The organism is Vreelandella venusta (assembly GCF_044809155.1).
GTDB classification, from domain to species: Bacteria; Pseudomonadota; Gammaproteobacteria; order Pseudomonadales; family Halomonadaceae; genus Vreelandella; species Vreelandella venusta_B.
This window is the reverse complement of record NZ_CP085241.1, coordinates 324,372-342,280: the sequence shown is the minus strand read 5'-3', so window position 1 is coordinate 342,280 and position 17,909 is coordinate 324,372. Positions and strand designations below refer to the sequence as shown.

General features: G+C 54.9%; 15 protein-coding genes and 2 tRNA genes. 1 reads left to right on the top strand and 16 read right to left on the bottom strand.

Annotated elements, in window-relative coordinates; all coding sequences use genetic code 11:
* Positions 1 to 116: 116 nt before the first annotated feature.
* The 14 genes from rpsO to rlmE form a co-directional block, all read right to left on the bottom strand.
* Complete coding sequence (rpsO, locus tag LG301_RS01665; protein WP_009723734.1) at positions 117 to 386, bottom strand: 30S ribosomal protein S15; 270 nt, start codon at positions 384 to 386, stop codon at positions 117 to 119.
* A 133-nt stretch (positions 387 to 519) separates the two neighbouring features.
* The gene (gene truB, locus LG301_RS01660; protein WP_404472853.1) at positions 520 to 1,440 is read right to left on the bottom strand and encodes a tRNA pseudouridine(55) synthase TruB; all 921 of its coding nucleotides are present in this window, start codon (positions 1,438 to 1,440) and stop codon (positions 520 to 522) included.
* Positions 1,440 to 1,856, bottom strand: coding sequence for a 30S ribosome-binding factor RbfA (gene rbfA / locus LG301_RS01655; protein ID WP_404472851.1), 417 nt, complete (start codon positions 1,854 to 1,856; stop codon positions 1,440 to 1,442). Before rbfA ends, truB begins: the two co-directional genes overlap by 1 nt.
* A 17-nt stretch (positions 1,857 to 1,873) precedes the next feature.
* Positions 1,874 to 4,417: a translation initiation factor IF-2 gene (gene infB, locus LG301_RS01650; protein WP_404472850.1), complete on the bottom strand. Its 2,544-nt coding sequence runs from the start codon at positions 4,415 to 4,417 to the stop codon at positions 1,874 to 1,876.
* A 27-nt stretch (positions 4,418 to 4,444) separates the two neighbouring features.
* Complete coding sequence (nusA, locus tag LG301_RS01645) at positions 4,445 to 5,959, bottom strand: transcription termination factor NusA (RefSeq protein ID WP_263066272.1); 1,515 nt, start codon at positions 5,957 to 5,959, stop codon at positions 4,445 to 4,447.
* A 69-nt stretch (positions 5,960 to 6,028) separates the two neighbouring features.
* Entirely contained in the window at positions 6,029 to 6,490 is a 462-nt protein-coding gene (rimP, locus tag LG301_RS01640) for a ribosome maturation factor RimP (RefSeq protein WP_263066273.1), read from the bottom strand.
* Positions 6,491 to 6,840: 350 nt separating this feature from the next.
* Positions 6,841 to 6,917, bottom strand: a tRNA-Met gene (locus LG301_RS01635).
* Between the two features lie 164 nt (positions 6,918 to 7,081).
* Positions 7,082 to 7,168 (bottom strand) — tRNA-Leu (locus tag LG301_RS01630).
* 34 nt (positions 7,169 to 7,202) lie between these two features.
* The gene (secG, locus tag LG301_RS01625; RefSeq protein ID WP_404472847.1) at positions 7,203 to 7,562 is read right to left on the bottom strand and encodes a preprotein translocase subunit SecG; all 360 of its coding nucleotides are present in this window, start codon (positions 7,560 to 7,562) and stop codon (positions 7,203 to 7,205) included.
* Positions 7,563 to 7,566: 4 nt separating this feature from the next.
* Positions 7,567 to 8,316, bottom strand: coding sequence for a triose-phosphate isomerase (gene tpiA / locus LG301_RS01620; protein ID WP_263066276.1), 750 nt, complete (start codon positions 8,314 to 8,316; stop codon positions 7,567 to 7,569).
* Positions 8,317 to 8,408: 92 nt separating this feature from the next.
* Entirely contained in the window at positions 8,409 to 9,758 is a 1,350-nt protein-coding gene (glmM, locus tag LG301_RS01615) for a phosphoglucosamine mutase (RefSeq protein ID WP_404472845.1), read from the bottom strand.
* Positions 9,755 to 10,672, bottom strand: a complete 918-nt coding sequence (gene folP / locus LG301_RS01610; RefSeq protein WP_404472843.1) for a dihydropteroate synthase — start codon at positions 10,670 to 10,672, stop codon at positions 9,755 to 9,757. The genes glmM and folP overlap by 4 nt, the downstream gene beginning before the upstream one ends.
* Before the next feature lie 101 nt (positions 10,673 to 10,773).
* Positions 10,774 to 12,771 carry an ATP-dependent zinc metalloprotease FtsH gene (gene ftsH, locus LG301_RS01605; RefSeq protein ID WP_404472841.1) on the bottom strand — a complete coding sequence of 666 codons (1,998 nt, stop codon included), beginning with the start codon at positions 12,769 to 12,771 and terminating at the stop codon, positions 10,774 to 10,776.
* Between the two features lie 212 nt (positions 12,772 to 12,983).
* The gene (gene rlmE, locus LG301_RS01600; protein WP_404472839.1) at positions 12,984 to 13,631 is read right to left on the bottom strand and encodes a 23S rRNA (uridine(2552)-2'-O)-methyltransferase RlmE; all 648 of its coding nucleotides are present in this window, start codon (positions 13,629 to 13,631) and stop codon (positions 12,984 to 12,986) included.
* 114 nt (positions 13,632 to 13,745) lie between these two features.
* Between rlmE and yhbY the strand changes: the two genes are divergently transcribed.
* A complete protein-coding gene (gene yhbY / locus LG301_RS01595) occupies positions 13,746 to 14,072 on the top strand; it encodes a ribosome assembly RNA-binding protein YhbY (RefSeq protein WP_404472837.1) in 327 nt (108 codons plus the stop codon).
* 118 nt (positions 14,073 to 14,190) lie between these two features.
* Here the strand turns inward: yhbY and greA are convergent, their stop codons facing one another.
* Both greA and carB read right to left on the bottom strand, forming a co-directional pair.
* Positions 14,191 to 14,667, bottom strand: coding sequence for a transcription elongation factor GreA (greA, locus tag LG301_RS01590; RefSeq protein ID WP_404472835.1), 477 nt, complete (start codon positions 14,665 to 14,667; stop codon positions 14,191 to 14,193).
* Positions 14,664 to 17,894, bottom strand: a complete 3,231-nt coding sequence (gene carB / locus LG301_RS01585; protein ID WP_404472833.1) for a carbamoyl-phosphate synthase large subunit — start codon at positions 17,892 to 17,894, stop codon at positions 14,664 to 14,666. The genes greA and carB overlap by 4 nt, the downstream gene beginning before the upstream one ends.
* Positions 17,895 to 17,909 lie beyond the last annotated feature (15 nt).

Below are 17,909 nucleotides of genomic sequence, written 5' to 3'. Positions count from 1 at the left end.
GCTTGGGTCGTTTTGACTCGCCACCATTCTAGGCGCTGTGGCGTCGTACGGCTACCACAAACAAAAAAACGGGCAGCCCACAAGGGCTGCCCGTTTTTGATCGTTGCCGCTAATACTTAGCGACGCAGACCTAAACGCTGAATCAGAGACTGATAGCGTTCAAAATCTTTACGCTTCAGGTAGTCCAGCAGCTTACGGCGCTGGTTTACCATGCGGATCAGACCACGACGTGAGTGGTGATCCTGCTTGTTGGTTTTGAAGTGGTCCTGCAGGCCGTTAATGTTGGCGCTCAGCAGTGCAACCTGAACTTCAGGGGAACCGGTGTCGTTGTCGCCGCGGCCGTATTCGTTGACGATCTCGGCCTTCTTCTCAGCGGTTAATGCCATCTGTCTCTCCAGTAAGCAATATGCCTAAAAATGAATGGGGTGAGACCACGCATATTTGCAGTCTCATGCTACTTTTTTCTACAAACAATTTTCGCGCAAATCGCCGCTTCCTTGCAACGCTTTACAGGCGAATTTACGAACGAGCGACCGTGCTTAACAATCGCTTGGGCGCCACTTCCTGGGCACTTTTTACAACGCCAAGGCCGATAAACGTCTCGGCGTAATAAAGTCTTGCTAGCGCATCGGGCGCAAGCGCTTCGATGGCTAACGTGGCTGACTGGCCGTGAGCAAGGCAACCGTAGCCTGTTTCGTCTACGTTTAGCGACGGCAAATGGTCGACCAGCACATCCACGGGCATTAGCTCTGCCTCGCGGTTGGCTTGGCTTTCCAAGGCCTCTAACGCTTCCAGCGTCCACATCGCATCACTGGTAAAAGGCCCTGTTTTAAGCCTTCTCAGCTGGCTGATATGGGCGCCACAGCCCAGTGCTTGGCCAATATCTTCAGCCAAGGTGCGGATATACGTGCCTTTGCTGCAGCTGACTTCAAGCTCAAAGGCGGTGCCCTCAATCTGAAGCAGCCGCGCATCATACACGCTTACCCGCCGCGCTGCACGCTCTACGTGTTTGCCCTCACGGGCGAGTTCATAGAGCTTTTTACCTTGATGCTTGAGCGCCGAATACATCGGCGGGACTTGCTCAATCTCACCACGAAAGCGCGTTAAAACAGACTCGATGTCCGCCGCTGTGAGGCTTGGCACCTCACGACGTTCAATAACGTTACCTTCTGCATCGCCGGTGTCAGTGATCACCCCGAGTTCAACTCGGGTGCGATACATTTTATCGGCTTCCAACAGGTGCGCGGAAAATTTGGTGGCTTCCCCCAGGCAAATAGGCAGCAAGCCTGTGGCCATGGGATCTAGCGTCCCGGTATGCCCAGCTTTTTGCGCCTCAAACAGACGACGCACCCGCTGCAGCGCGTGGTTGCTAGAAATACCCTTGGGCTTATCCAGCAGCAGCACGCCATTAACCGGTAATCCGCGACGGCGACGGGCCATTAGCGCGTCTCCTCACCATTTTCGTTGTTGCTACCCTCTTCATCATCCTGTTGACGAGCGCGGTCAGTAGAGACCGCTTCCTCAATCAGCGAGGAGAGGTGCTGGCCACGTACCACGCTTTCATCGTAATGAAAACGCAGCTCAGGCACGTGACGCAGCTTAATACGCTTGGCAATTTGGCTGCGTAGAAAACCCGCGGCACGTTTCAGCACCTGCAGGTTCTCTTTGATACGCGCGGGGTCTTGCTCACCCAGTAGGGTGACATAGATATCGGCGTAACCCAGGTCACGGCTAACGGTGGCACCGCTTACCGTAACCATGCCTAAACGCGGGTCTTTTACTTCGCGTTGAATAAGTACCGCCAGCTCCTTTTGGAGCTGGTCGGCTACTCGGTCGGTACGCTTAAATTCGCGCATGGTTGCTCCTCGCGGCCTTAGAGGCTGCGCTCGACCTTCACTTGGTCAAAGACTTCGATCTTGTCGCCGACCTGGACATCGTTGTAGTTCTTCACGCCGATGCCACACTCAATGCCGTTACGCACTTCTTGAACGTCATCTTTGAAGCGGCGCAGCGATTCGAGCTCGCCTTCGTAAATCACTACGTCATCGCGCAGTACACGAATCTTCTTATTACGGTGTACGCTGCCTTCAACCACCATACAGCCGGCAATTGCACCAATCTTCGGTGCACGGAAGACGTCGCGTACTTCAGCAATACCAACGATCTCTTCTTTCCACTCAGGTGCGAGCATACCGCTCATCGCCTGCTTGACTTCGTCGATCAGCTGGTAGATGACGCTGTAGTAGCGCAGATCCAAGCCTTCACGTTCGATGATCTCGCGGGCAGCAGCGTCGGCACGGACGTTAAAGCCGACCACGATCGCCTCAGAGGCAAGCGCCAAGTTGGCATCGGTACCGGTGATACCGCCAACACCCGAGGAGACCACGGCGACTTCAACTTCACCGGTGGAGAGCTCTTCCAGGGCGCCTTTGATGGCTTCCAGCGAACCCTGTACGTCGGCTTTGAGGACGATGTTGACCTTGGCCACTTCGTCTTGGCCCATCTGGCTGAACATGTTCTCCAGCTTGGCCTTCTGCTGACGTGCCAGACGCACTTCGCGGTATTTACCTTGACGGAAGTTAGCGACTTCGCGGGCTTTCTTCTCGTCGGCGACGACCATGAAGTCATCACCGGCATCCGGCGTACCGCCCAAGCCTTGAATCTCGACAGGCATTGCCGGGCCAACCGAATCAACTTGCTGAGCAAGCTCATTGGTCAGCGCACGAACGCGGCCGTAGTGCAGGCCTGCCAGGACGATATCGCCCTTTTTCAGCGTACCGTTTTGAACCAGTACGGTAGCGACCGGACCGCGGCCTTTATCAAGGCGCGACTCAACTACGACACCTTTACCTGGCGCAGAAGGTACGGCTTTAAGTTCAAGCACTTCAGAGGCCAGCTGGATTGCTTCCAGCAGCTCTTCCATACCTTCACCGGTCTTAGCAGACACGTGAACAAACTGGGTATCACCGCCCCACTCTTCCGAAATCACGCCGTGCTGCGAGAGTTCGTTCTTGATGCGATCCAGATCAATGCCCTGCTTATCAATCTTGTTCACCGCCACGACCAACGGTACTTCAGCAGCTTTGGAGTGCTCAATCGCTTCAATGGTCTGGGGCATCACGCCGTCATCGGCAGCAACCACCAGGATAACGACGTCGGTTGCCTTCGCACCACGGGCACGCATGGCGGTAAACGCCGCGTGGCCCGGGGTATCTAGGAAGGTCACGCCGCCGTGGTTATCTTCCACGTGGTAGGCACCAATGTGCTGGGTAATACCGCCCGCTTCACCTGTGGCCACTTTCGCTTTACGAATATAATCGAGCAGCGAGGTTTTACCGTGGTCAACGTGACCCATAACGGTAACCACCGGTGAACGAGTGATCTCTTCGCCTTCGTAGGAGATGCCTTCGAGCATTTCCGTTTCCAGCGCGTCATCTTTCACCAGCTTCGGCGTATGACCCATCTCTTCCACGACGATAGCCGCTGTATCCTGGTCAATCGTCTGGTTGATGGTGACCGCAGCGCCCATGTTGAACATGGCTTTAATAACTTCATTAGCCTTGATCGACATTTTGTCAGCCAGCTCAGCGACGCTGATTGACTCGGGGATCGAGACTTCACGCACGATTGGCTGCGTCGGCTTTTGGAAGGCATGCTTGCCATTGCCCGTCTGATTGCCACCACGACGACCGCCGCGACGCTGCTCGGCACGTTTTACTTTCTTGCCGCCACCGCCACGCTTACGCTCTTCGCGATCACCACGATCGTCTTCATCGTCACGACCTTTCTTCTTCGCAGCCGCTTTTTTAGGCGGTGCGGTGCGACGGTCGGTACGGCCTTCTTTCGGCGGTGCAGGCGGCATATCATCGGCTGCAGGCGAATCGTCGATTTGAAGCTCAGGCACGGGAATCTTAGGCGTTTCTGCTGCTTTGGCTTTCGCTTTTTCTTCCGCTTCTTTACGTGCGGCGTCTTCGGCGGCCTTGGCTTTAGCAGCAGCGGCTTTCTCTTCCGCCTCACGGGCATCACGAGCTTTACGCTCCGCTTCCGCTTCCGCCATATCGCCTACCAGTTGGCGCGGGCCAGAGTGCTTAGGCTCAGCAGCTTTCGGCTTCTCGCTTTCAGCACTTTTGACGTAAGTTTTTTTCTTACGTACCTGCACTTCAATGGTTTTGCCGCGCTCGCCCGTTTTAATACGGCTGCGCGTTTTACGGGTCAGCGTAATGCGGTTTTTACCTGCATCCGTTTCACTGCCACCGTGGCTTTTCTTTAGAAAGCTAAGCAGCTTTTGCTTATCTTCTTCTGACACCGCATCGCCCTCTGAGGCGTGCTGCAAGCCAGCTTCTTTCATCTGTTCCAATAGGCGGGGCACATCACGGCCCACCTTTACTGCAAAATCTTTAACTGTCATATCTGACATAGTGACCCTCCTAAACCCGTGACCTGTTTACTGTGTGTTTGAATCCGATGCGTTATCGTCTTCAAACCAGGGCGCACGGGCAGTCATGATCAGTGCCGCTGCGCGCGCTTCGTCCAACTCCTCGATATCGACCAGATCGTCGACGGACTGCTCGGCGAGATCTTCCATTGTAACGATACCGCGGCTGGCCAGGATGAAGGCCAGGTGGCGCTCCATGCCGTCCATTTCCAGCAGATCTTCTGCCGGTTGGGCACCGTCTAGCGCTTCTTCCGAGGCAATCGCCATCGTCAGCAGCTCGTCTTTCGCACGTGCACGCAACTCTTCTATCAACGCTTCATCGAACTCTTCGATTTCAAGCATCTCTTCAAGCGGCACGTAAGCAACTTCTTCCAGGGTGGTAAACCCTTCTTCTACCAACAGGCGGGCAACGTCTTCGTCCACTTCTAAATGCTGCACGAAAGAGTCCACCAGGCTGTCAATCTCTTGCTCGCGCTTAGACTCAGCTTCGTCTTCGGTCATGACGTTGATGCGCCAGCCGGTCAGCTCAGAGGCTAAGCGAACGTTCTGCCCGCTACGACCAATCGCCTGTGCGAGATTATCCTGAGCAACCGCGACGTCCATTGCGTGGGCGTCTTCGTCCACTAGAATAGACGCTACGTCGGCTGGCGCCATGGCGTTAATCACCAGCTGAGCGGGGTTATCGTCCCAAAGCACGATATCGACACGTTCATTTTGTAACTCGGACGATACGGCTTGAACGCGAGAACCGCGCATACCCACGCAGGCGCCAACAGGATCGATACGGCGATCGTTGGTTTTTACAGCAATTTTAGCCCGTGAGCCTGGATCGCGAGCGGCGCCCTTGATTTCGATGAGCTGCTCGGCAATTTCCGGCACTTCAATTTTGAATAGCTCAATAATGAAGTCTGGGCTGGTGCGCGATAGCTGAAGCTGGGCACCGCGTGCGTCTGGGTCAACTTTAACCAGCAGCGCACGAACGCGTTCGTTCATGCGGTAGCGTTCGCCGTGAATCATCTCGTTACGCGGCAAGAACGCTTCGGCGTTTTCGCCCAAATCAATGATCAGCCCGTCACGGGTAGTCTTTTTGACAATACCTGCCACCAGCTCGCCTTCGCGATCGGCGTACTGGCGTACGACTTCGGCGCGCTCAGCTTCACGCACTTTTTGTACGATCACCTGTTTGGCTGTTTGCGCAGCAATGCGTCCAAAGACCGCGTTTTCAATCTTTTGCTCGACAACATCGCCTAGCTTCAGCGGCGGGTCACGCTGCTCGGCGATGGTCTCTTTAATTTCGTAATCCGGCGTTTCAAACTCGTCGTCTTCGACAACGGTCCAGATGCGGAATGTATCGTAATCGCCTGTACGCCGGTCGATATGTACCCGCACGTTGGCTTCTTCTTGATCAAAGCGTTTACGTGACGCGCTCGCCAACGCGGCTTCTACCGCTTCAAAAATAACATCGCGGGGAACGCCTTTTTCGTTCGAGATCGCGTCCACGACCATTAAAATTTCTTTACTCATGCGTCTGCCTCGCCAGAAAACCTGTCCTTTTGTGCATCACTCCGGCAACCGCCGGATGCCGCCACCCGTTTAATCCTCGAACTGCGGGACAACCTGCGCAGAATCGATGCTTTCGATGGGGAAGCAGTACTCTTCACCATCCAGCTGTAGCAACACTTCATCACCGTCAACACCGGCGAGAAGCCCTTGATACTTGCGCCGTCCATCAAAAGCAACGCGCAGCTTGAGCGCGACCTGGTGGCCTTGATAACGGATGAAGTGATCCAGGGTATACAAGGGGCGCGCCATGCCGGGGGAAGAAACTTCCAGCCGGTATTCGCCAGGAATGGGGTCTTCTACATCCATGACGGCACTGACTTGGCGACTGATATCAGCGCAATCCTGCACGCTCACACCATTTTCGTGCTCAATGTAAATCACTAGCCGCGAGTGCTTACCCTGGGAGATATGGTCGATACCCCATAGCTCAAAGCCCATGGCGGCAACGACAGGTTCGATCAGCGCGTGAAGCGCAGCGTGTTTTGTGGCCACAGACAAAGCTCCTATAGCCGTTGCATCAGGCACCTGGCCAGGAGTTATAAGAAAAGCTAGGTGGCTGATTGGCGTTACCCGGAAATGTGTCTCTGGCTACTCGGAAAACATCCGCTCTTGAGACACGCTTGGCTCGCAAAAAGCTTTAACAAAAAGCGATTAAAAAATTTTGTTCGCAAAATCTTAACGAAAAAGCTACTAACAAAAAGCCCCTTCACAGGAAGGGGCTTTTTGAAAGAAACCTGTAATACCACTTTAACAATATGCGGAGAACAACGTCATACTGACTTTCTCACTAACTCAGCTACTCATTAAAGACCACAGCTGAGATAAAACATATCACTTAAAGATGGTAGCGGGGACCGGATTTGAACCGATGACCTTCGGGTTATGAGCCCGACGAGCTACCAGACTGCTCCACCCCGCATCAATCTAGGTCGACGATAATAGACACTTGAAGAACTTACGTCAAGAACTCATTTCCAAGAACTTGCTTCAAGTACTCTTTACGTCTCAGGTGCCAACCCCTGCTTTCTTTTACAAAAGCGTTTTGGGCAAAACTCTGGGAAGCTGATGAATCAGCAAAACAGATGGTGCCGAAGGCGGGACTTGAACCCGCACGACCATACGGTCACTACCCCCTCAAGATAGCGTGTCTACCAATTCCACCACTTCGGCAACAGGGGAGGCTAAAGAAAACAACATCAATACCTTACTCGCCGCTTTCCTCTAGCACTGGCGCGGTATTATCCATACTTGCGGGTTCGTCGTCAAGCGTTGGAATGTTGCGCTGTTGCTCGATGAGGCGAGAGTCAGGAATACCCGCTTCTGGTGCTTGGCTCGCCTGAGTCGCAAAGTAAGCCAGCGCCATGGAGGTGACGAAAAAGCCTGCGGCCAGCAGGGCGGTCGTACGCGACAGGAAATTACCACTTCCTCGCGAACCAAAAACGGTTTGCGATGCACCACCACCGAAGGCAGCTCCCGCTTCGGCCCCTTTACCCTGCTGAAGCAGGATGAGTACAACCAAGGCGATCGCAATCACCACGTGAACCATAAGAATTGCAACTTGCATGGCGTTATCCTGCTGACTGACAAATGGCGTAAAAATCGTTGGTTTTGAGCGAAGCACCGCCCACTAAACCACCGTCGATATCCGGCTGTGCGAGTAGCTCAGCCGCATTGCTTGCGTTCATGCTGCCGCCGTACAGCAGCTTAAGCTGCTCGGCAAGCGAGGAATCAAACCCAGCCTGATAGGCGCGAATGCCCGCCATCACTTCCTGGGCCTGCTCTGGAGTAGCCGTGCGCCCGGTTCCGATGGCCCATACCGGCTCGTAGGCAATCACAACGTGAAGGCGTTGGGCAGGCTCCAAACGGGCCATGACATGACCAACTTGGCGGAGCACGATATCCATCGTATTGCCCGCATCACGCTCTTCAAGAGTTTCGCCAACGCAGAGAATCGGCGTTAGGCCAACATCCAAAGCCGCCACCAAGCGATCAAACACCTGCTCATCGGTTTCACGATAGAGCTTGCGACGCTCTGAGTGGCCGACCAGCACGTAGCCAACCTCAAACTCTTTCAGCATCCGCCCGCTAATTTCACCCGTGTGCGCCCCAGAGTGCTGGGGGTTGAGCGTTTGCGCCCCTAATTGCAGCGGCGTGTTCTTAAACGCATGACGGGCCGCATCCAGATACGGAAACGGCGGTATGATAACAACGTCCACATTTGCAGACAGTGTTGCTGCCGCAAAAGCGTCGCCAAACGCTTGAATCAATGCCGTCGAACCGTTCATTTTCCAGTTACCGGCAATTAATGGCGTGCGCATTGACTATCCTCACTCAAGGTGGAGCGAAATGGTATAGGAGCAGCCTTGTCAAGACAACCGCTGTTAGACGCATCGAGCGGTTGTTATGCTACTTAACTCAGCAGCGCCTGCACCTGATTAGCAAGGTGGCTGGCCAGCTTATCTACATCGAGATGGGCTCGACCTTCAACCATCACACGGATGAGCGGCTCAGTGCCTGAGGGCCTCAACAGAACACGCCCTTGGTCGCCTAGTTCTTTCTCAAGCGTGGCAACCGCTTGCTGCAGAGGCTCAGAAGCCATGACCTCTTTAGCACTGGCGCCTTTTGGCAGCCTAACATTCACCAGCGACTGCGGCACTTTTTCCAACCCTTTAAGCAGCGTAGGCAAGGTTTTTTGCTCGCGCATCATTAGCGCCAATACCTGCAGCGCTGAAACAATACCGTCTCCTGTGGACTGGACGTGGCCGCAGACGATATGCCCCGAAGACTCTCCGCCTAGCTCCCACCCCTTTTCAGCCATCATTTCCATCACAAAACGATCACCGACTTTAGCGCGAGCAAAGGGGATACCGAGTTCTTCAAGCGCCATGGCAAGGCCAAAATTACTCATGAGCGTGCCCACCACGCCGCCCTCCAGCAGCCCACGTTCATGACGATCCCGGGCAATCAGATAAAGGATATCGTCGCCATCCACCTCACGACCATCGGCATCGACCAGCAGCAAGCGGTCGCCATCGCCATCAAAGGCAATGCCTAAATCAGCCGCTTGCTGAATAACCGCCGCCCGCAGCGCTGCAGGATGGGTAGAGCCTACCTGTTGATTAATATTTAGCCCGTTCGGGGCCGCCCCGATGACGCTAACGTCCGCGCCCAGCTCGCGGAACACATTAGGCGCAATGTGATACGTTGCGCCGTGGGCGCAATCGAGCACCACTTTCAACCCATGCAAGCTTAAACGATCCGGCAGGGTGGATTTGCAAAACTCAATATAGCGACCGGCAGCATCCTCAATCCGCGTTGCTTTGCCTAGCGACGCCGCTTCCGCTGTGGTTAAGGGAGCGTCCAGCATTGCCTCAATGCGGTCTTCGATCTCATCGGGTAGCTTTTTACCTTCTGCAGAGAAGAATTTAATGCCGTTATCGTCAAACGGGTTGTGCGAGGCAGAAATGACAATACCGGCATCCGCACGAAAGGTGCGCGTAAGATAGGCAATACCAGGCGTTGGCATTGGCCCTAAGAGGGATACATCTACCCCCGCCGCTGAAAGCCCTGCTTCCAGCGCTGACTCAAACATATAGCCAGAAATACGCGTATCTTTACCTATTAAGACGCGAGTGCGTCCTTTTTCGCGACGCAGCACTTGCCCTACGGCCCAACCCAGCTTAAGCATGAAGTCAGCGGTAATCGGTGCCTGCCCAACGGTGCCACGAATACCATCTGTACCAAAATAACGTCGTGTCATGCGCCAGACTCCTTGTTTAACGGCGATTCGCAGCCTTCTTGCAAGACCGCCCACGCCATATTAACGGCATCGACTGTCGGCCCTACATCATGCACGCGTATAATATTAGCCCCTCGCTCAACCGCCATGGCCGTTAACGCAAGCCCTCCTGCTAGGCGCTCCTCAACCGGACGCCCCAACACTTTACCAATCATACTTTTGCGCGACATACCCACCAGTAGTGGCAGCTCTAACGACTGTAGCGCTTCCATGTATTTGAGCAAGCGCAGATTATGCTCAACGGTTTTTCCAAAACCAAAACCTGGATCAACAAGCAGTCGGTTGCGGCGCAACCCTGCCGCCTCGCAGACTGCCACACGCTCAGCTAAATAAGCCGCAACCACGCGCTCCACTGGCTGCTCATAATGGGGAGAAAGCTGCATATCTTGAGGCTCACCTTGACGATGCATCAGGCATACCGGCAAACCGCTGCTGACAGCGGCGGCTAAGGCGCCCTCACGCTCTAAGGCGCGCACATCATTAATCATCCCCGCGCCGAGTGCGCTGGCTTCGCGCATGACCGTGGGGCTACTGGTATCGACCGACACCAGCGCATCTAGCTCTCTCACCAGCGCCTCTATCACAGGAGACACACGATCCAGCTCTTCTTGCTCAGAGACAAAGGGCGCACCAGGACGCGTCGACTCACCGCCAACATCAATCATCACCGCCCCTTCAGCCAGCATACGCTCCGCATGGCGCAGAGCATCGTCCAACGCAACATGCTGGCCGCCGTCGGAGAATGAATCAGGGGTTACATTGAGAATACCCATTACGCGCGGAAACGAAAGATCAAGCAAGTGGCGTCCACAGCGCAGGTGAAAAGCGCTGTCTGCTGCCTTTAGAGAGGAAGAGGGGTCAACTGTCGATTTCATGCGGTAGCCTGATTAAAAGGAAGTGTTGCGGCTCTTGTTACCCACAGCATAACAAAAAGGCGCCCCATAATGGGACGCCTTTAATAACACTATCCAAACACTTAAGATCCAGCTGGACCACCTAACGGATCAGAGGGGCGGCGACGTGGTTCATCGTCATCTTCTTCACCGTCATCTTTGGCCGAGTTGCCATCGACCGGCGCATCAGCGCTGGCTTCGGGCTTATCATCATTGACAGGCATGCCACCGCCAGAGGAGTCACCATCATCCCAGCCTTCCGGTGGGCGAGGGTCGCGACCTTCCATAATGTCTTTTAGCTGAGTGGCATCAATGGTTTCAAACTTCATTAACGCTTCGGCCATGGCATCTAGTTTGTCGCGATTATCATGCAGAATCTGGCGCGCTTGCTCGTAGCATTCGTCAATAATCTTGCGTACTTCTTTATCAAGACGCGTGGTTGTTTCGCCGGACTTCAGCTTGCCGCCCTGACCAGGGCCACCAAGGAATTGGTGAGACTCATCCTCGTCGTACATGATCGGACCCATGGCGTCCGAAAGGCCCCACTTAGCCACCATATTGTGAGCAAGCTCGGTGGCACGCTTAATGTCGTTCGAGGCGCCCGTGGTCACACCATTGGGGCCTAACGTCATCTCTTCGGCGATACGGCCACCAAACAGCGAACAAATCTGACCGAGAATTTGCTGACGAGAGAGGCTGTAGCGATCCTCTTCCGGCAAAAACATTGTCACGCCCAGCGCACGACCACGCGGGATGATAGTCACCTTGTAGACAGGGTCGTGCCCTGGTACTACCAAACCAATAATAGCGTGACCTGACTCGTGGTAGGCCGTATTCAGCTTCTCTTTATCGGTCATGACCATGGATTTGCGCTCAGCGCCCATCATGATCTTGTCTTTAGCAAGCTCTAGCTCTTCCATAGAAACTAAGCGCTTGTTGCGACGAGCAGCGAAGAGTGCTGCTTCGTTAACCAAATTGGCTAAGTCGGCACCAGAAAAGCCAGGCGTACCACGTGCAATCAGCTGCGGCTTCACATCATCGGCCAGCGGCACTTTACGCAGGTGAACACCCAAAATGTGCTCACGACCGCGAATATCAGGCAGGCCCACGGTGACCTGACGGTCAAAACGGCCTGGGCGCATTAACGCGGGGTCAAGCACGTCAGGACGGTTCGTCGCGGCGATGACAATGATGCCTTCGTTGGCTTCAAAGCCGTCCATTTCTACCAGCAGCTGGTTGAGGGTCTGCTCACGCTCGTCGTTACCACCACCCATACCGGTACCACGAGAGCGGCCGACCGCATCGATTTCATCGATAAAGATAATGCAGGGCGCCTGCTTCTTGGCCTGTTCGAACATGTCGCGGACACGGGATGCACCCACACCAACGAACATCTCAACAAAGTCAGAGCCGGAGATCGAGAAAAACGGTACTTTTGCTTCGCCCGCAATCGACTTGGCCAGCAGCGTTTTACCGGTACCCGGCGGGCCCACCATGAGCACGCCGCGGGGAATGGTGCCACCCAGGCGCTGGAACTTGGTGGGGTCGCGAAGGAAGTCGACCAGCTCTTCGACCTCTTCCTTGGCTTCGTCACAGCCCGCCACGTCAGCAAAGGTGGTTTTAATCTGATCTTGAGAGAGCAGTTTAGCTTTGGATTTACCAAAGCTCATTGGGCCGCCTTTACCGCCACCGGCACCGCCCTGCATTTGGCGCATGAAGAACATGAAGATAGCCAGGATTAGCAGAATCGGGAAGCTGGCGATCAACAAGCGCATCCAAATACTTTGCTGCTCGGGCTCTTTACCCACAACAGTGACGTTGTTGCTCAACAGATCGTCCATCAGCTTAGGATCTTCTGCCGCGGGACGAATAGTTTGAAACTGCGATCCATCCGTGCGCTCACCGGTGATGGTATAGCCATCAATCGTGACGCTACGCACCTGTTGATTTTGCACCTGCTGTACAAACTGTGAGTAGTTAGTAGCTTGCGGTGCGCTTTCCGTACTGAAATTATTGAACACTGTCAGTAGAACGGCCGCGATGACCAACCACAGAATCAGGTTCTTCGCCATATCATTCAAGGGGCTACCCTCATTACAAGAATCCGTCAGTTAACCGTCAATACTCAGACATTACACTAGAGCTTAACGTTCAACCATTGCCAAAGCACATATGGCTTTGGGCCATCTGTGTCACGTTCGTCCAATATGCACAATGTGACACACCTACGCCTGCCTGTCTGGCAATCGAGGTGATAAAACTTTGCTATCGCGCCAATGAACCATACTGCTGGCTAGCCACGAAACCCCTCCGCCAGGAAATAGACTTCACGGGACCGCGCCCTGGAGGCATCAGGTTTACGCGTCACCACCCGCTTAAAACTTCCCCGCAACTCTTTCAAATAAGCGTCAAACCCTTCTCCCTGGAATACCTTAGCAAGGAAGCGTCCGCCGGGAGGCAACGTTTCACGGGCAAGCTCTAAGGCTAATTCTACCAGATACATGGCCTGAGGCTGGTCAATCGCTGCCATACCACTCATATTGGGGGCCATATCGGACATCACAAGATCTACCGGGCGATTTCCCAGGCGTTCAAGAATCGCATTAAGCACCTGCTCTTCGGTAAAATCGCCCTGAATGAAGTCCACGCCCGCTAGCGCATCCATTTCCAGTATATCAGAGGCAATAACCACGCCTTCCGGCCCGACTTTTTCTGCGGCAATTTGACTCCATCCCCCGGGCGCCGCGCCTAAATCGATTACCGTCATACCGGGGCGGAAAAGCTTGTCCTTTTCGTCTAGCTCTAAGAGCTTGTAACTCGCACGGGAGCGATAGCCATCCTGCCAGCTTTGCTTCACATACTGGTCGTCAAAATGTTCCTTCTTCCAGTTATTGCTGGTCTTACTCACTGAGTGTTTACGGCTTGGGGGCTTTTGCTGCATGTAGGAATCTAACACTGATAGAAGAGATGGGCGCATTGACGTGATCGCTTTCACTTAACGGCATTTCACCGTAAGATGGAACGTTAAGCGCTAACCGGGATACCGCAAGATACCATGAGCTTGTCACAGGCACAAAAGAAAGCATTTCGTAGCATTGGCCACCACCTGAACCCGGTGGTTACCGTTTCTGAAAACGGCGTCTCCGAAAATCTGCTCGCAGAACTCAACCGCGCGCTCCATGATCACGAGCTGATTAAAGTTAAGCTCGCACTGCCCGAGCGCGACGACCGCGCAGCAATGATCAGCGAGCTGCTGGCCGACAGCAAGGCCGAGCTCGTGCAAACTATCGGCAAAATGGCGCTGCTTTACCGCCGCAACCCAAAGGCGAACCCAAAGCTCTCTAACGTCACGCGTTTCGAAGGCCACCATGGCCGGCACTAACGCCTAGAAAGCGTATTAACGCATAGAGCGTATTAACACCGCGCCATATGCCGCTAAGCCAAAAGGCCCGACGCAGTCTCCTGCATCGGGCCTTTTTTATGGCGCTAGCCGTAGGGCATTAGAGGTGTTCAACACGCTCAATTTCATACTCAACATCGCCACCGGGGGTTTTCACCACCACAATGTCGCCCTCTTCTTTACCGATCAGCGCGCGGGCAATCGGTGACGTTACTGAAATGCGGCCCTCTTTAATATTGGCCTCATCTTCACCCACGATGCGGTAGGTCACGCTAGCATCGCTATCCAGGTTTAGCAGCTCGACGGTAACGCCGAAGATTACCTTGCCTGTCTTAGGCAGTTTCGTTACGTCAATTACCTGTGCGCCGGAAAGCTTACTCTCAATTTCCTGAATACGGCCTTCAATAAACCCCTGCTGCTCACGGGCAGCGTGATACTCAGCGTTCTCCTTAAGATCGCCATGCTCACGCGCTTCTGCGATAGCGGCAATGACTTGCGGGCGCGCTTCACCCTTCAAATGAGCCAGCTCATCACGAAGGCTTTTTTCTCCCGCTACCGTCATCGGGACTTTGTTCATTGCGTTGCTCCTGCATGCAGATCCTGAAGGCGCCGCACCGTAATCTCCCTACCGTACTCAAGCGCCATGCAAACAGCATTAGCGCCCGCCAAGGTGGTCGCATAGGGCACCTTGCGCGCGAGAGCAGTACGGCGAATGACCGACGAGTCGTTAATGGCTTGACGACCTTCGGTAGTGTTCACAATGTAGGCGATTTCGTCGTTCTTGAGCAGATCGACGATATGGGGACGGCCTTCGTAGACTTTATTGACGTGCTCCACGTCGAGTCCGGCAGCTTCAAGCGCCGCTGCCGTTCCGCGCGTTGCACAAAGTGTAAAGCCCAATGTTAGCAGAGAACGGGCGACTTCGATAATCCCCTGCTTATCCGGCTCACGCACTGACAGGAACGCTTTACGGTCGCCCTCTAGCGCGGGAATCGCCTCACCCGCACCTAGCTGCGCCTTGAAGAACGCTTCGGCAAAGGTATCGCCTGAACCCATTACCTCACCGGTCGACTTCATCTCGGGCGAGAGAATCGGGTCAACGCCCTGGAACTTATTGAACGGGAAGACCGCTTCTTTGACGCTGTAAAAGTGCGGGATTATTTCGCGCTCAAACCCCTGTTCGGCGAGTGTTTTACCGGCCATGCAGCGCGCAGCAATTTGCGCAAGCGAGGTGCCGATGCACTTGGACACAAACGGCACCGTACGCGAGGCACGGGGGTTCACCTCAATCACGTAGATTTCGCCATCCTGCCAAGCCAGCTGCACGTTCATTAAGCCTTTAACACCCAGCTCTACCGCCATCTGCTTAACCTGGTCGCGCATCGCATCCTGCACATCAGCAGGCAGGGAGTAAGGCGGCAGCGCACAGGCAGAGTCACCGGAGTGAACCCCCGCTTGTTCAACGTGCTGCATGATGCCGCCGATCACCACTTGCTGACCGTCCGAAACGGCATCGATATCCACCTCGACCGCCGCACTCAGGAAGTGATCCAGCAGCACCGGTGAGTCGTTGGAAACTTTCACCGCATGCGTCATGTAGTTTTCAAGCTCAGAGGCGTCGTAGACGATCTCCATAGCACGGCCACCCAGTACATAGCTGGGGCGAACCACAAGCGGATAGCCAATTACTTCTGCCTTAGAAAACGCTTCTTCAAAGCTGCGCGCCGTAGCATTAGGCGGCTGCTTCAGGCCCAGCTTGTCGATCATCACCTGGAAACGCTCACGGTCTTCAGCGCGGTCGATGGCATCCGGCGTGGTACCAATGATCGGCACGCCTGCGGCTTCCAGCTCACGGGCCAGTTTCAGCGGCGTTTGGCCACCGAACTGAACGATCACGCCCACCGGCTTCTCTTTATCGGCAATTTCCAGCACGTCTTCCAGCGTAACCGGCTCAAAGTAGAGACGATCCGAGGTGTCGTAATCGGTAGAAACGGTTTCCGGGTTACAGTTGACCATGATGGTTTCATAGCCGTCATCGCGCATCGCGAAAGCGGCGTGAACACAGCAGTAGTCAAACTCGATACCCTGGCCGATACGGTTGGGGCCACCGCCCAGTACCATAATTTTCTGGCGATCCGACACATCTGCTTCGCACTCCTCTTCGTAAGTGGAGTACATGTAGGCGGTATCGGACGCAAACTCGGCGGCACAGGTATCAACGCGCTTATAAACCGGGCGAATACCGGCAGCCTGGCGGGTTTTGCGGAACTCTTTTTCTGACACGCCGAGCAGCTTGGCCAAGCGCGCGTCGCCAAAGCCCTTGCGCTTAAGCTGGTAAAGCTCGCGGGTGGAGAAATCGGACAGCGCCCGCTTAGCCACTGCATTTTCAGTCAGCACCAGATCTTCAAGCTGGACCAGGAACCACGGGTCGATATTAGTGAGTGCAAATATCTCATCGACGCTCATGCCTGAGCGCATGGCATCCGCCACGTAGAAAATACGCTCGGCACCGGCGGCCTGCAGCTCGCCCTGAATGATCGCCATGTTGTCCGGCGTGAAATCAGTGATGATCGGATCAAGACCATCGTTGCCGGTTTCCAGGCCGCGCAGGGCTTTCTGCAGCGACTCTTGGAAGGTACGGCCAATCGCCATCACCTCACCCACCGACTTCATCTGGGTGGTTAGGCGGTCGTTCGCTTGGGGGAATTTCTCGAACGTAAAGCGCGGAATTTTGGTGACAACGTAATCGATGGACGGCTCAAACGACGCAGGTGTACGGCCACCGGTAATATCGTTTTGCAGCTCATCCAGGGTGTAACCCACCGCCAGCTTCGCAGCGATTTTAGCAATCGGGAAACCGGTGGCCTTTGATGCCAGCGCCGACGAGCGCGACACCCGCGGGTTCATCTCGATCACGACCAGACGACCGGTTTTCGGGTCCATACCAAACTGTACGTTGGAGCCGCCGGTTTCCACGCCGATTTCACGCAGTACCGCGAGGCTCGCGTCCCGCATGATTTGGTACTCTTTATCGGTCAGCGTTTGCGCCGGCGCCACGGTGATGGAGTCGCCGGTGTGGACGCCCATCGGGTCGAAGTTCTCGATCGCGCAGACGATAATGCAGTTATCGTTTTTGTCGCGCACCACTTCCATTTCGTACTCTTTCCAACCCAGCAGCGACTCATCAATCAGCAGCTCGTGGTTATTGGAAAGCTCAAAACCGCGGGTACAGATCTCTTCGAACTCTTCCTTGTTGTACGCCACGCCGCCGCCGGAGCCACCCATGGTGTAGGAGGGGCGAATAATCGTCGGGAAGCCCAGCTCTGCCTGAATCTCCCACGCCTCATCCATGGTGTGCGCCACTTTGGCTTTCGGGCACTCAAGGCCAATGCGCTTCATGGCTTGGTCGAACAGGTCGCGGTCTTCCGCCATATTAATGGCATCGGCGTTGGCACCGATCATCTCAACGCTGTACTTAGCCAGCACGCCGTGCTTCTCAAGATCCAGCGCGCAGTTCAGCGCAGTTTGCCCGCCCATGGTCGGCAGGATGGCATCTGGGCGCTCGGCTTCGATGATTTTTTCAACCGCCTGCCACGTAATCGGCTCGATATAAGTGGCATCGGCCATGGCGGGGTCGGTCATGATGGTGGCGGGGTTGGAGTTGACCAAAATAACCCGGTAACCCTCTTCGCGCAGTGCTTTACACGCCTGGGCGCCAGAGTAGTCGAATTCGCAGGCCTGGCCGATGACGATCGGGCCAGCGCCAATGATAAGAATGCTGTTGATATCGGTACGCTTAGGCATAACGGTTCCCGCAAA